Raw genomic sequence first — 14,386 nt, 5'->3', positions numbered from 1 at the left:
CAGTTCTTCGGCGCCGCTTGCAATCTTTCCGGTTAAACTTGCCCGGACAAGCAAACGAGTACCCAACACATCTATAATGGCGGCATCCGTCAAGTCTCGTTGGCGGCATGATGCAAGCCATACCTATCTGTAGGCCTCCGCCAATGACTGTTCATTTCGCCGTCGGCGCTGTCGATTCGATCGGGTGATTCGCCAGCCTGGCATGAAGTTTACCGCAATAGAGGTCAAATGGTCGCGGTTTTCACCTCCGATCGGATCGTGAGCGGCCGTGGATACATGCTTCCCGAAGAGGCGGCGGGATCGGGGAAAATTGCTGCAGTGCAAACGGTTTAGCCGCCGAACGATGGGGGCGCCACCATCGCAACAGCCTAGAAATATCATGGCTTCTGCGTCAATCTGACATGGCTGCGGCGAAGCCCTGCGACATCCTGCACGCTTTTGCGCAATGCACAATCTGCCTTAGAACCATGTCGCGAACAGCTTGCCACGGAATCAACCCATCGGCGAGACGGGCACTCCTATTCTTGTCGCTGACAAGAGGCAGAAAGCCGGTCATATTGGGGCTCCGATATCGTCGATTGCGATAAGTGCGTTCTGGGTTCAACGAAAGATTGGTGGTCTGCAATGCAGTTCATTCGATCTTTATTGGTCGGCGAACCCTCCTTGATGACACTGACTTGGAAAGGACGGGCTCACGTGACAGCCTCCTCCGCCACCGATGGAATGTTGGAAAGACGCAAGCTTGCGAACTCGCCTGCGTCGGAGAGTTTGACTATCGGCAAGGCGGCGAAGGAGCCGATGGCTGCAAAGTGTCGCGGCCTCCGCCTTGCATCGGCGCTGCTCTGCCTGTCTTCTCTTGGATGGATCGGTCAGGCGGCAATGCTTGCGGTCGGTGTCGGCGCGATCAGCGAAGGTGGCGGTGTCGGCGAGGTCGCGGTTCCCGCCGCCGTCGTTGCGGGTATTGGCGTCCTGCGGGCCTGTCTGGATTCGGCGGGCGGGCGGCTCGCATTTGTCGCTGCGCGCCGGGAGCTGAGCACGCAGCGTGCGGCGGCGGCTGCAGCGCTTGCTGCACGTTCCCCCCTCGATGGTGCGAGGCCGGCATCCGGTTTGGCGGCAAGTGTGCTGGGCGAGCAGGCCGAAGCGGTCGTTCCTTATCTCGCGCGCTTCCGGCCGACCCGTATGAGAGCAAGCCTAGTGCCGCTGGTGATGCTCATCTGCATCCTGCCGATTTCCTGGCTGGCGGCACTGATTCTCGCGCTTTGCGCGCCGCTCATCCCGATTTTCATGGCATTGATCGGCTGGCGCGCAAAAGCCGCCAGCGAGAAGCAGCTTGCCGAAACCGGCGGCATCAATGCCTTCCTGCTCGATCGTCTTCGCGGCCTCGCGACCATTCGCGCGCTCGATGCCGTCGATCTCACGGCCCGGCGCCTGCGCGCCGATGCGGCCTCGCTGCGGCTGCGTACCATGGCTGTGTTGAGGATCGCATTTCTGTCTTCGGCGGTGCTCGAATTCTTCGCCGCGCTCGGCGTTGCCGCGACAGCCGTTTATGTTGGCTTCAGCCTCTTGGGCTCGATCGAAGTCGGCACCTGGGACGGTCGCCTCACATTGACGCAAGGGCTCTTCATTCTGCTGCTTGCGCCCGCCTTTTTCGAGCCGCTTCGGGAGCTGTCCGCAGTTTGGCATGACCGTGCCAGCGGGGAGGCGGCACTTTCGGCACTGAAGGAACTCGCATCATCGCGCCAGACCATTCTCGGCGGCACAGACATGCCGTCACCCATGCCGGCAGGCGAGGCCGGTGTTGAGATCGAAGCGCTGGCCTTCCGCCATACGCCGGAACGAGACGCCGCAATCGATCATTTCGATCTCTCGATCACGGCCGGGGAACATGTAGCGCTCTGGGGTGCCAGTGGCTCGGGCAAGACCACGCTTCTGTCGCTGATTGCGGGTCTTGCGCGATACGAGGCCGGTGTCATCAGGATCGGCGGCGTCCCGCTGCGTGACGACACAGCGGATGCATTGCGCCGTCGCATGGCTTGGATAGGTCAGTCACCGCATATCTTTGCCGGCAGCGTCATGCGCAATATTGCTCTAAGACGCGACGGCATCGATGCTCCTGCCGTTGCTTCAGCGCTCGAAGGCGTTGCTCTCGATAAGGTGTTTACGCCGGAGCGGGTAGCTGCGGTCGGCGAGGGAGGGCTCGGTCTTTCCGGCGGCGAGGCGCTGAGGCTGATGCTGGCGCGGATGATGGTTGATGAGCGAGCCGATATCATCCTGGCTGACGAGCCGACCGCTCATCTTGATGCGCAGACTGCCGCCGCAGTCACGGATACGCTGCTCGCGCTCGCCAAGGGCCGCATCCTGATCGTTGCCACGCACGATCCCGTGCTTGCAGCGCGAATGGATCGCATCGTCCGGCTCGATAGGCCGGCGCGGAGGGCGGCGGCATGATGAAGACCTCCTTCAAGTCTCTCCTCCCGTTGGTCACGCTATTCTGGGTCGAGCGTGGCGCGAGCCTTGCTCTCGGTGCCGGCTTGTCCGTGCTGGCCATGCTTGCCGGCGGCGGATTGCTGGGGCTGTCCGGCTGGTTCATCACCGCCTCGGCCTTTGCCGGCCTGACGGTCGCGAGTGCCGCGGCTTTCGACGTGTTTATGCCGTCGGCCGGCATACGCCTGCTCGCCATCGGCCGAACAGCTGCGCGATACGGCGAGCGGCTCATTACGCATGATGCGGCCCTCAGGGTTCTTGCCGCCTTGCGCGAGAGGTTGTTTCGCGGCTGGGCGGAGCCTTCCGCAGCTGCGACCATGATCCGCCGGCCGGCAAAGCTGCTGTTCCGCCTGACGAATGATGTCGATGCGCTCGATTCCCTCTATCTGCGTGTGCTGGTGCCGGCCATTGTCGCCATTCTTGCCGCTATTGCAGTGACGATAGCGCTCTGTTTCATCGATCCATCGTTCGGCGTCATGGCAGGGCTGTGGCTTGTCGCGCTTTGTCTTGGTCTTTCCGTCGTCGCGGCGCGTCTGGCGCTGAAGCCGGGCCGTCGCTGCGCCCACGCGATGGAAGCATTGCGTGCCCGGGTTGTCGATCTTGTTGCCGGTCAGACCGATCTGGCGATGGCTGGACAGCTGCAGGCGCAACAGGCGGCGATCGTCGAAGCGGATCAGCGATTGGCGGAGGCTGACAGCGCCTTGAATAGGATCGACAGTGGCGTCGCAGCCGGCTTTTCACTTGGCTCGACATTCCTGTTGACGATGACGCTGCTTGTGGTTGCCTTGTTTGCCAAGCAGGGAGCGATTGGCGCGCCTGCCGCCGCCTTCGCGCTGCTCATCGCCTTCGCCGCTACGGAACCTTTTGCGGCTCTTAGACGAGGGGCGCTCGAACTCGGACGAACCTTGCTTGCCGCAAGGCGCATTGCGCCTCGATTGAGCCCGGCCGCCGCTCCCATGCCACGGGTTGAACCGGTCGCCGGCTATGCCTTCCAGCTCAGCGCTGCCGTCGCCGGACACGAGGGAGCTTCCCGCCTGGTCCTGAACGATCTTTCCCTGTCGCTGCCGGCCGGCGAGCGGCTGGCGGTCGTGGGTGAAAGCGGTGTCGGTAAATCGACGTTGCTGGCCCTGCTTGCGGGCGAGATTGTCGCCACGAGTGGCTCTGTGGCTCGTCAGTCGGCTGCGACGCTGACGCAACGGAGCGACGTGTTTCGAGACACGGTGCGAGGCAATCTGAAGCTGGCAGCGCCTCATGCGGACGACAACCGGCTGCGCGATGCTCTCGCAACGGCCGGCTTGCTCGCCGACATCGACGCACTCCCTGATGGCCTTTCAACGCGCCTCGGCGAAGGCGGCAGCGGCTTCTCCGGCGGTCAGCTTCGCCGACTGGCGCTCGCAAGGCTTCTGCTGCGCGATACGCCGCTCTGGCTTCTCGATGAGCCGACGGAAAGCCTCGATGGCGCTACGGCCCGTGCCGTGCTTGCTCGGCTCGCCTCGGTGGCCGATGGGCGCAGTCTCGTCATTGCAACACATATTCGTCGCGAGGCCGCCTTGGCGGATCGGATCGTCGCTTTGGACGATGGCCGCATCGTCGCCATGGCGCAACGCGGAACGCCTGAATTCGAAATGCTTCTCGATCGGCTGCGGCCGGATTGAGGGGCAATCAACGTGCCCGCGACGCGTCGAATGGCGCCGCATTCCTGTCAGACACACCGTAGGGGGTGGGAGAAAGACTATGGAACTCGATATCGTGGCGCTGTCGCGCCTGCAGTTCGCCATGACGGCGCTGTATCATTTTTTATTCGTGCCGCTGACGCTCGGTCTTTCCGTGCTGCTTGCCATCATGGAAACGACCTATGTCATGACGGGCCGCCAGATTTGGCGGCAGATGACGAAGTTCTGGGGGACGCTCTTCGGCATCAACTTCGTGCTCGGCGTCGCCACCGGCATCGTGATGGAATTCCAGTTCGGCATGAACTGGAGCTACTACAGCTATTATGTCGGCGATATTTTTGGCGCGCCGCTGGCGATCGAGGGATTGATGGCCTTCTTCCTCGAGGCGACCTTTGTCGGTCTGTTCTTCTTCGGCTGGGACAAGCTGTCGAAAGTCGGTCATCTGGTCGCCACCTGGGCTGTCGCACTCGGCTCGAATTTCTCGGCGCTGTGGATCCTGATCGCCAATGGCTGGATGCAGAACCCGGCAGGCTCGGCGCTCAATCCGCAGACCATGCGCATGGAGATCGTCAGTTTCTTCGACGTCGTCTTCAATCCGGTGGCGCAGGCGAAGTTCGTTCACACCGTCTCGGCCGGCTATGTCTGTGCCTCGGTCTTCGTGCTTGGTGTCTCGGCCTGGTATCTTGTCAATGGCCGCAGCGTCGAGCTTGCAAAGCGCTCGATGACGGTTGCCGCATCCTTCGGCCTGGCTTCGGCACTTTCGGTCGTCGTGCTGGGCGATGAAAGCGGCTATCTTACGACCGAACATCAGAAGATGAAGCTCGCGGCAATCGAGGCCATGTGGAAGACCGAACCGGCGCCGGCCGCCTTCACCGCCTTCGGCTTTCCGGATCAGGAGGCCCGCGAGACCCATTATGCCATTCACATTCCATGGGCCATGGGTCTGATCGGCACGCGATCGCTGACGACGGAAATCCCCGGCATCGACAAGCTCGAGGAACAGGCCAAGAACCATATTCGTCAGGGCATCAAGGCCTATGATGCGCTGATGAAGGTTCGCGCTGCCAAGCCGGCGACGCCCGGCGAGGCCTCGCAGGATGTGGCCACTGCACGCACCTCCTTCGAGGATATCGGCCACGAGCTCGGTTATGCTCTGCTGCTCAAGCGCTATGTCGACGATCCACGCCAGGCGACGGAGGAGCAGATCGCGCAAGCCGCTCGCGACACCATTCCGAATGTGCCGACGCTCTTCTGGTCATTCCGCATCATGGTCGGCCTTGGGATGTTCTTCATCCTGCTGATGACGGTCTTCTTCTGGCTTTCGGCACGGCGGAAACTGGATCGATATCCGCTGCTGTTGAGGATCGCGGTCTTCGCCATTCCGCTGCCCTGGGTCGCCATCGAGCTTGGCTGGGTCGTTGCGGAATTTGGTCGTCAGCCGTGGATCATCGAAGGTGTGCTGCCGACAGCTGCGGCCGTCTCCAATCTTGGCGCCGGCACGGTGCTTCTCACCATCCTCGGCTTTGCCGCGCTCTACACGGTCCTCATCGTCATCGAGATGACGCTGATGATCAAGGCGATCCGCAATGGTCCCGAAGCGGACAACGAGCCGGAGGCCAAGCTGATTTCCGAAAACCTCGTTCCGGCTGCGGAGTGACCTGCCATGATTCTGCATGAATTGATCGACTATGAGACCCTGCGTATCATCTGGTGGCTGCTTCTCGGCGTGCTTTTGATCGGCTTTGCCGTCACCGACGGCTTCGACCTCGGCGTCGGCACGCTGCTGCCATTCGTCGCAAAGACCGATACGGAACGGCGCATCGCCATCAACTCGATCGGCGCGACTTGGGAAGGAAATCAGGTCTGGCTGATCCTCGGGGGTGGCGCCATCTTCGCCGCCTGGCCACCGCTTTACGCCGTGTCCTTCTCCGGTTTCTACCTGGCGATGTTTGCCATCCTCTTCGCGCTCATCCTGCGGCCGGTTGCGTTCAAATACCGTTCCAAGCGCGATAGCGCCGGCTGGAAGGCGGGCTGGGACTGGGCTTTGTTTGTTGGCGGTTTCGTTCCATCGCTGATCTTCGGTGTGGCGGTCGGTAACGTGCTCCAGGGCGTGCCCTTCCGCTTCGATGATGATATGCGCATCTTTTACGAAGGCTCCTTCTTCGCCCTTCTGAACCCTTATGCGCTCCTCTGTGGTCTGCTGTCGGTTGCCATGCTCGTCATGCACGGCGCCGCCTGGCTTCTCGTGAAGACAGATGGTGTTGTTGCCGAACGCGCGCGTCGGTTCGGCATCGTGGCGGCTCTGGCCGTGATGGTGCTCTTTGCGCTTGGCGGCTTGTTCCTTTGGATTGATATAGATGGCTATCGCATCGCCAGTGCAATCGATGTCGCAGGCCCGTCCAATCCCCTTCTGAAGACGGTCGAGCATAGCGCGGGCGCATGGCTTGGCAATTACGACAGTCATCCATGGATGATGATCGCCCCGGCTCTTGGCTTCGTGGGGGCAGCAGCGGCCTTGCTTGCCATGCTCAGCCGGCGTGAAGTGACCGTACTGCTATTTAGCAAGCTTGCCATTTTCGGCATCATCTCGACTGTCGGCGTGTCGATGTTCCCCTTTATTCTGCCGTCATCGCTTGATCCGCGCTCCAGTCTGACGGTGTGGGACGCTTCGTCCAGTCACCTGACATTGTTCATCATGCTCGTCGTCGCCGTCATCTTCCTGCCGATCGTGCTTGCCTACACCGCATGGGTCTATCGCGTGCTGTGGGGCAAGGTCGACGAAGCGACGGTGAATGACAAGGGCGGCCACGCCTACTGATCTGCAAGGAGATTTCACATGTGGTACTTTGCCTGGCTTCTCGGCTTCCCTCTCGCCGCAGCCTTCGCCGTCCTCAACGCCATGTGGTACGAACTGGTGGATGACCAAGCGAAAGCCAAAGCCGCGGGCGCTCAAGAAAAATGAGCGAAACGTCCCATCCTTGATGGAGCTTTGTCATATGATCGGCACGCCGGCCGAAGACCGGCGTGCCGCGCCTGCAAGAACGAATCGCGCTAACCCGGACATAGGTCCTTGAGTTTATGACTGCCGAGTTGGTCAAATGCTTTGTCATGCCGTCAATTACGGGAGCGTCAGCTTGGTTCAAGGCATTCATGGATCAAAAATATTGCGGAATTTAGTCTTCGCGGGGATGAAAAGTGGGGCCAATAGCTCCACATGGCGGGAATTGTATGCAATGATATGCAATCAATGCCGGCCGGAGTTTCTGCTCACGTCCGGTCTCGTGCGGAGCATGAAATGAAAGACTGGCATCCTGATCTCAGCCGCTCCTCTAGCCCCCGCTACATTGCCATAGCCGACCTGATCGAGATGGATTTGCGCAGCGGCGTTCTTGTTGCCGGCGACAGGCTCCCGCCGCAACGTGCGCTTGCCAGGCGTCTCAACATCGATTTTACGACGGTTGCGCGCGGCTACGTCGAAGCGCAGAAGCGTGGGCTTGTAGATTCCCATGTCGGACGCGGGACGTTCGTGACCGGCAGACAGGAGAGGGAGCGCCGAAGTTTTGCTCTCGACGTCGCTTCCGATCCGCGCCGTGCCTCCGCGATCGATTTCTCGATGAATCTCCCGCCGGAACCGAGCGATCCGGATCTTCTTGCTCGCATGCAGGAGGGCATGTCGGCTGTAGCGGTCGATCTTATTCCCTTGCTGCGATATCAGGGATTTGGCGGGCTGGCTGTGGACAAGGAGGCTGCCGCAACCTGGCTCAGCCGCCGGGGCCTCACCCCGGCACAGGAACGCATCTTCATAACACCGGGCGCGCACCCGGCCTTGCTGGCGATCTTTGGCCTTTTGGCCAAGCCTGGCGAAACCGTGCTTTCGGAGAATATCACGTATCCCGGCATGCGTTCGATTGCGGCGCAGCTCCGGCTCAATCTCTCGGGCCTGGCGATGGATGACGAAGGTGTCTTGCCGGAAGCATTTGAAGAAAGCTGTGAACGCCTGCGACCGAAGGCGCTTTACCTCAACCCGACACTGCAGAATCCGACGACGCTGACGATTCCGCAGGCGCGGCGCGAGGCGATTGCCGCGATTGCCCGCAAATATCGCGTGCCGATCATCGAGGATGATGCCTATGGCTTCATTCCGCTGGATGCGCCAGCGCCAATGGCTGCAATCGCACCGGATCTGACCTGGCATATCGGTGGATTGGCGAAGTGCATTGGTGCAGGGTTGCGCCTCGCTTTTGTCGTAGCGCCGGACACCCGGTCGATATGGCCCTTCGTGAGTGCGATGCGGAGCAACAATGTCATGGCGTCGCCGCTCAACATGGCGCTTGCGACGCGCTGGATTGAAGATGGTACCGCCGATGGCATCCTGCGTTTCATTCGCACGGAGGCCGCCGCCCGCCAGGAGATGGTTGCTGACATATTGCCATCAGGCAGCTATCGGGCTGATCCCATCAGTTTCAACATCTGGCTGCCGCTTGGTGGCGGCTGGACGCGCGCCACCTTCGGCAGCCATATGCGCAATGCAGGTATCGGCGTTGTCGCAAGTGACGCCTTCACGGTGGACGGCGTGGCACCTGAGGCCGTGCGCGTTTGTCTTGGTGGCCCGATAGGCCGCGAAGCCTTGAAAGGTGCGTTGAGTTTCATGGCACATGCGCTGCAGGGGCCGCCGGAATTGACCGCTTCCTTCTTCTAATCTCCAGCGCAATATTGCCATTGATCGGAGGGGCGCAGGCTCCTTAGCGCCTCCATTCCCTTCATTTGCCGAAATTGCCACTGCGTCATTCTGCCAAATGGACGTATAGAATGCATTCATTATATTTATATTGAATGCATGCAATCTGACTATTGATTGCCTGTCATTGGAAGATTGATTCAGGAGTGATGCTGTCATGGATGCCGATTATCCCCCGCTGAGCCCACTGCAGACCGGCTTTCGTTGTCGTTGCCCGCGTTGCGGGCAGGGGCGCTTGTTCGATGGATTCCTGACCCTTCGCAAGCAGTGCGAAGCATGTGGTCTCGACTATTCCTTCGCGGATCCCGCCGATGGACCGGCTTTCTTTGTCATCTGCTTTGCCTGCATCCCGAGCGTCCTTCTCGGCGTCTGGCTGGAGGTAGCATTCTCGGCGCCGGTCTGGGTTCATTTCCTTCTGACAGGCCCCTTCATGCTGGCGACCTGCATTCCACCATTGCGACCGTTGAAGGGATGGCTGATTGCGAGCCAATATTTCTACAAGGCCGAGGAAGGTAAGCTCGTCCGTCTGCCGGCAACCGAGACGCCCCATTCGGCGAGCTAAGGTCTGTGGGCTTCATCTCGAATTGATGACCGCCGCGGCGAGATGAATGATGGCACCAACTATGCTGTGTGGGTGGAAATCTTATGATCGAAGTTGGATTCGACGATGGTTTGAACAAAAAATAAAGCGGCTGGAGCAGCAGTTTTGAGGTGGTGCTCCTCACGATAAATAGTGTCAACTAGCCTGGAAATATCTGAAATGTGGGATTGGTTCCCTATAGTCTTCATTCTCTTCAAGGTTCTCGTGTTAGGCACGGGCATGTTCTTCGCCATCAAGTGGCATCACGATCAAGGGAAGCAGAAATAACGAAACCGGCGGACCCCAAGCGCCCGCCGAACACACCCTTGACGCCTCAGATTAAAGCGAAAATCTCGGCGCTCGATACCGGATATCAACCCTTCGGCATCGCTGCGCCAATGCCGCACTGCACATTTTGCCAAATAAGTCACCCTTCAAGTCAAAAAAGTATCAGTCGAGCGTACAAGGCGTAGTAGCGGCAGGCGCTTATGAGGGGTAGGTTTACCACATAGAAGACGTGATGGCCTCTGGGAGGAGGCGCCGCAACCGTTGCAGTGCGGACGGATGAAAGGAGGCTTGCCGATGAACCCGGATTTGGAAGTGGTCGCGATCGGTAGCGGAGAATCCTTCAAGGCGTGGGAACACGGCTATCCCTACCGCACGGTTCGCTGGCATTTCCATCCCGAATATGAAATCCACCACGTCGTCGCGACAACGGGCCAATATTTCATCGGTGACTTCATTGGCGAGTTCGAGCCGGGCAATCTCGTGCTGACGGGACCGAACTTGCCCCATAATTGGGTAAGCGACGTGCCCGCCGGCGTTACCTTGCCGTTGCGCTGCCGCGTGCTGCAATTTTCCGAATCCTTCTTTGCCGATGCCAGCAAGGTTTTTCCGGAACTGTCGGCCTGTGTCGGCATCCTGGAGACGAGTCGCCGCGGTGCGCTCTTCACGCCCGCGACAGCGTCGATCGTCGGCCCGATCCTTGGCGAACTGGTCGAAGCGTCAGGCATCCGCCGCATCGAACTTTTCATGAATATTCTCGACGCCATGAGCCGTGCCGAGGGCACGCGCACGCTCGCCAGCGCCGGCTATCAGCCGGACCCATCCGGCTTCATGTCGGCGGGTGTCAATCAGGCGTTGGCTTACATCAATGCGCACCTGACCGAGCCGTTCAGCGAATGCGATCTGGCTGAATTGACCGGCCAGAGCCCGAGCGCCTTTTCGCGCAGCTTTCGTCGCCATACGGGCATGGCGCTAGTGCAATATGTCAATCGTCTGCGCATCAACTTCGCCTGCCATCTTCTGATGAGCAAGGCCGAGATGACGATCACCGACATCTGCTTTGCTGCAGGCTTCAACAATATCTCGAACTTCAATCGGCGTTTTCTGGATCAGAAGGGCATGGCGCCCTCCCGGTTCAGATCGCTCTTGGCACAGCACGCACGCGCGGTGGAGGCCGCCTAACAAAAGGGAGGGCAGGGAGGAGAGACAAAATTCAGGGCAAGCGAACGGGCAGGCGCCTTTGCCGCCCGAAGGCGAAGGCTTGTCCGAAAAATACCGCCGCGTCGGCCGGATGGCCGTTGCCGGACAGCCAAACAAGAGCATCGCGTGCGAACAGCCGCGATGATCGAAACCATTACACTTTGGAACGGAGAAATTCCAATGAACCATTTCGCACTGAAAATCGCCGGGGCAGCCGTGCTTGCCGCCGGTCTTCTGGCCGGTACGTCCGCCTTTGCGCAATCCGCCAAGGTGACGGATGCGACCGTTGCCTTCCTGATGCCTGACCAGAGCTCCACACGCTATGAAGAGCATGATTTCCCTGGCTTCCAGGCGGAAATGAAGAAGCTCTGCGCCGGCTGCAAGGTCATCTATCAAAACGCCAATGGCGACGCCTCGCGTCAGCAGCAGCAGTTCAATTCGGCGATCTCGCAGGGCGCGAAGGCAATCGTGCTCGACCCGGTGGATTCCACGGCCGCAGCTTCGCTGGTGAAGCTCGCGCAGAGCCAGGGCGTTCGCGTCATCGCCTATGATCGCCCGATCCCTTCGGCTGCCGCCGATTACTATGTCTCCTTCAACAATGAAGAGATCGGCAAGATGATCGCCAAGTCGCTGGTCGATCATCTGAAAGCCAAGGGTGTGAAGGCCGGCGATGGCGGCCTTCTCGAGATCAACGGCTCGCCAACGGATGCTGCCGCGGGCCTGATCAAGAAGGGCATCCATGCCGGTCTGGCCGACGGCGGCTATCCGGTGCTTGCGGAGTTCGACACGCCGGAATGGGCGCCGCCGAAGGCGCAGCAATGGGCAAGCGGCCAGATCACTCGCTTCGGCAAGAAGATCCTCGGCGTCGTTGCCGCCAATGACGGCACGGGCGGGGCAGCCGTCGCCGCCTTCAAGGCCGCCGGCTACGATCCGGTGCCGCCGGTCACTGGCAACGACGCCACCATCGCCGGCCTGCAGCTCATCATTTCCGGCGATCAGTACAATACGATCTCCAAGCCGAGCGAGATCGTGGCTGCCGCCGCCGCCAATGTTGCGATCGAGCTGCTCTCTGGCGAGACGCCGAAAGCGGACACGAAGCTCTTCGACACGCCGACCAAGCTCTTCACGCCGGCCCTGGTCACGTCCGAAAATCTGAAGGCCGAGATCATCGACAAGACGGTCAACGGCAAGCCGATCCAGACGCCGGAACAGCTCTGCAACGACCGTTATGCCGATGGCTGCAAGAAGCTCGGTATCGGCAGCTAAGCCTTGTCCTATCTCCATCCGGCCGCTTCGGCGGCCGGAGACCCATAGCATTTTAACCCGAGAAGGTGGCGAGTCATGAGTGACGCTTCCGATCACAGAGCCCCTGACGGCGAGCTGGTGCTCAGCCTCAAAGGGATCTCCAAACATTTCGGCGCCGTCTCGGCACTGACGGATATCAACCTCGATGTGCATGCCGGTGAGGTCGTGGCGCTTGTCGGCGACAATGGCGCCGGCAAATCGACGCTCGTCAAGGTTCTGGCCGGCGTCCATCAGCCGAGTGCCGGCACGATCACATTCCGCGGCAAACAGGTGACGCTCAGCGATCCAGCAACCGCACTTGATCTCGGCATTGCCACGGTGTTTCAGGATCTGGCGCTTTGCGAGAACCTCGATGTCGTCGCGAACATCTTTCTCGGCCGGGAGCTGAGCCCTTTGAAGCTCGACGAAACCGCCATGGAGGTTCGCGCCTGGACATTGCTCAACGAGCTTGCAGCGCGCATCCCAAGCGTGCGCATCCCGATAGCATCGCTTTCGGGCGGCCAGCGACAGACGGTGGCGATCGCCCGCTCGCTGCTGCTCGAGCCGAAACTCATCATGCTCGACGAGCCGACCGCCGCCCTTGGCGTGGCACAAACCGCCGAGGTGCTGAACCTCATCGAGCGTGTCCGCGACAAGGGGCTCGGCGTCATCATGATCAGCCACAATATGGAGGATGTGCGCGCCGTCGCCGACCGTATCGTCGTGCTGCGCCTCGGCCGCAACAACGGGATCTTCTATCCCGATACGTCAAATCAGGAACTCGTCAGCGCCATCACCGGAGCCACGGAAAACGCGGTGTCGCGGCGCGCTGTGCGCCGTCAGGCCCAACAGGAAGTAAGAGAAGGGGGCCAGCCATGAGCGAGAATGGCAAGCAATCCACCCTGCTGCTCGACCGCAGCGACGTCCGCGTCAACCATGATACCGGGCTTGGCGCGACCATTCGCTCCTCTATCGACAAGGTGCGTTCCGGCGATTTGGGCTCGCTGCCCGTCGTCGTCGGCCTCGTTATCATCTGGACGGTGTTCGGCACTCTCAACCCGACATTCCTTTCCAGCAACAACCTCGCCAACCTGCTGTTCGACGCCTCGACCGTCGGCATCATCTCGCTCGGCATCGTCTGCGTGCTGATGGTCGGCGAAATCGATCTTTCCGTCGGCTCGATCAGTGGCTTCGCTTCGGCCATGGTCGGCATGCTCTGGGTGAACGAGGGCTGGCCGGTGGCCTTGGCGATCCTGGCGGCGCTGGTTGTCGGCGGCGTGATTGGCGCCATCTATGCCGTGCTGTTCAACCGGTTGGGTATGCCGAGCTTCGTTGCCACATTGGCCGGCCTTCTCGCCGTGCTCGGCATGCAGCTCTATCTGCTCGGCGCCACCGGCTCGATCAATTTGCCCTATGGCTCGGCCATCGTGAATTTCGGCCAGCTTCTGGTGATCCCCCGTCCTCTTGCCTATGTCTTCGCGCTTATTCCGGGCGCGGTCATGCTGGTCAGCGGCTTGAGCGCCGTGCGGCGACGCAAGCAGGCAAACCTTTCGGCACCGTCCATCGGCGGATTGCTGGCGAAGGCGGCTGTGATCACCGTGGCCTTGGAATTCGTCGCCTTCTATCTCAATCAGGATCGCGGCATTCCCTGGATGTTCGCCCTGTTCGTTGTGCTCGCCATCGTCATGAATTATGCGCTGACACGCACGCAATGGGGCCGGTCGATGTCTGCCGTCGGCGGCAATCGCGAAGCGGCACGCCGCGCCGGTATCAATGTACGCAGGATCTATACCAGCGCCTTCGTGCTTTGCGCCATGTTCGCAGCCCTTGGCGGCGTGCTGGCGGCTGCGCGTCTCGCCTCGGCCAGCCAGCAGGCGGGCACCGGCGATGTCAATCTGAATGCGATCGCGGCGGCCGTCATCGGCGGCACCAGCCTCTTTGGCGGCCGCGGTAGCGCCTATTCCGCGCTGCTTGGCATCATCGTCATCCAGTCGATCGCGAGCGGCCTCACCATGCTCGATCTGTCGTCGGCACTTCGCTACATGATCACTGGCGCAGTTCTTGCCATTGCCGTCATCGTCGACTCGCTCGCCCGTCGTTCCCGCGCCTCGCATGGGCGCGGCTGATTTCTTTAAGAAGGTA

Annotated in this window: 11 protein-coding genes; all 11 read left to right on the top strand. The window is 60.7% G+C overall.

Features of this window, described 5'->3' with window-relative positions; genetic code table 11:
• Positions 1-723: 723 nt before the first annotated feature.
• A complete protein-coding gene (gene cydD / locus AC13RM_RS18140; RefSeq protein WP_488555383.1) occupies positions 724-2,448 on the top strand; it encodes a thiol reductant ABC exporter subunit CydD in 1,725 nt (574 codons plus the stop codon).
• Positions 2,448-4,139, top strand: a complete 1,692-nt coding sequence (gene cydC / locus AC13RM_RS18135) for a thiol reductant ABC exporter subunit CydC (protein ID WP_488555382.1) — start codon at positions 2,448-2,450, stop codon at positions 4,137-4,139. Before cydD ends, cydC begins: the two co-directional genes overlap by 1 nt.
• Before the next feature lie 79 nt (positions 4,140-4,218).
• On the top strand, positions 4,219-5,814 hold the full coding sequence (locus AC13RM_RS18130; RefSeq protein ID WP_285172021.1) for a cytochrome ubiquinol oxidase subunit I: 1,596 nt from the start codon (positions 4,219-4,221) through the stop codon (positions 5,812-5,814).
• A gap of 6 nt (positions 5,815-5,820) precedes the next feature.
• Positions 5,821-6,975 (top strand): cytochrome d ubiquinol oxidase subunit II, encoded by a 1,155-nt coding sequence (gene cydB / locus AC13RM_RS18125; protein WP_488555376.1) that lies wholly within the window; start codon positions 5,821-5,823, stop codon positions 6,973-6,975.
• Positions 6,976-6,993: 18 nt separating this feature from the next.
• The gene (cydX, locus tag AC13RM_RS18120) at positions 6,994-7,119 is read left to right on the top strand and encodes a cytochrome bd-I oxidase subunit CydX (RefSeq protein ID WP_092706161.1); all 126 of its coding nucleotides are present in this window, start codon (positions 6,994-6,996) and stop codon (positions 7,117-7,119) included.
• A 333-nt stretch (positions 7,120-7,452) separates the two neighbouring features.
• Positions 7,453-8,856 (top strand): aminotransferase-like domain-containing protein, encoded by a 1,404-nt coding sequence (locus tag AC13RM_RS18115; protein WP_440478734.1) that lies wholly within the window; start codon positions 7,453-7,455, stop codon positions 8,854-8,856.
• A gap of 196 nt (positions 8,857-9,052) precedes the next feature.
• Positions 9,053-9,457: a DUF983 domain-containing protein gene (locus tag AC13RM_RS18110; protein ID WP_488555375.1), complete on the top strand. Its 405-nt coding sequence runs from the start codon at positions 9,053-9,055 to the stop codon at positions 9,455-9,457.
• Positions 9,458-10,057: 600 nt separating this feature from the next.
• A complete protein-coding gene (locus tag AC13RM_RS18105) occupies positions 10,058-10,942 on the top strand; it encodes an AraC family transcriptional regulator (protein ID WP_285172026.1) in 885 nt (294 codons plus the stop codon).
• Between the two features lie 198 nt (positions 10,943-11,140).
• Complete coding sequence (locus AC13RM_RS18100; protein WP_374818207.1) at positions 11,141-12,226, top strand: ABC transporter substrate-binding protein; 1,086 nt, start codon at positions 11,141-11,143, stop codon at positions 12,224-12,226.
• Positions 12,227-12,301: 75 nt separating this feature from the next.
• Complete coding sequence (locus tag AC13RM_RS18095) at positions 12,302-13,123, top strand: ATP-binding cassette domain-containing protein (protein WP_374818205.1); 822 nt, start codon at positions 12,302-12,304, stop codon at positions 13,121-13,123.
• A complete protein-coding gene (locus tag AC13RM_RS18090) occupies positions 13,120-14,370 on the top strand; it encodes a sugar ABC transporter permease (protein ID WP_374818203.1) in 1,251 nt (416 codons plus the stop codon). Before AC13RM_RS18095 ends, AC13RM_RS18090 begins: the two co-directional genes overlap by 4 nt.
• The last annotated feature ends 16 nt before the right edge of the window (positions 14,371-14,386 follow it).

It is taken from the genome of Martinezella sp. CNPSo 3732 (assembly GCF_057784515.1).
This window is presented reverse-complemented; position numbering and strand designations above follow the sequence as displayed.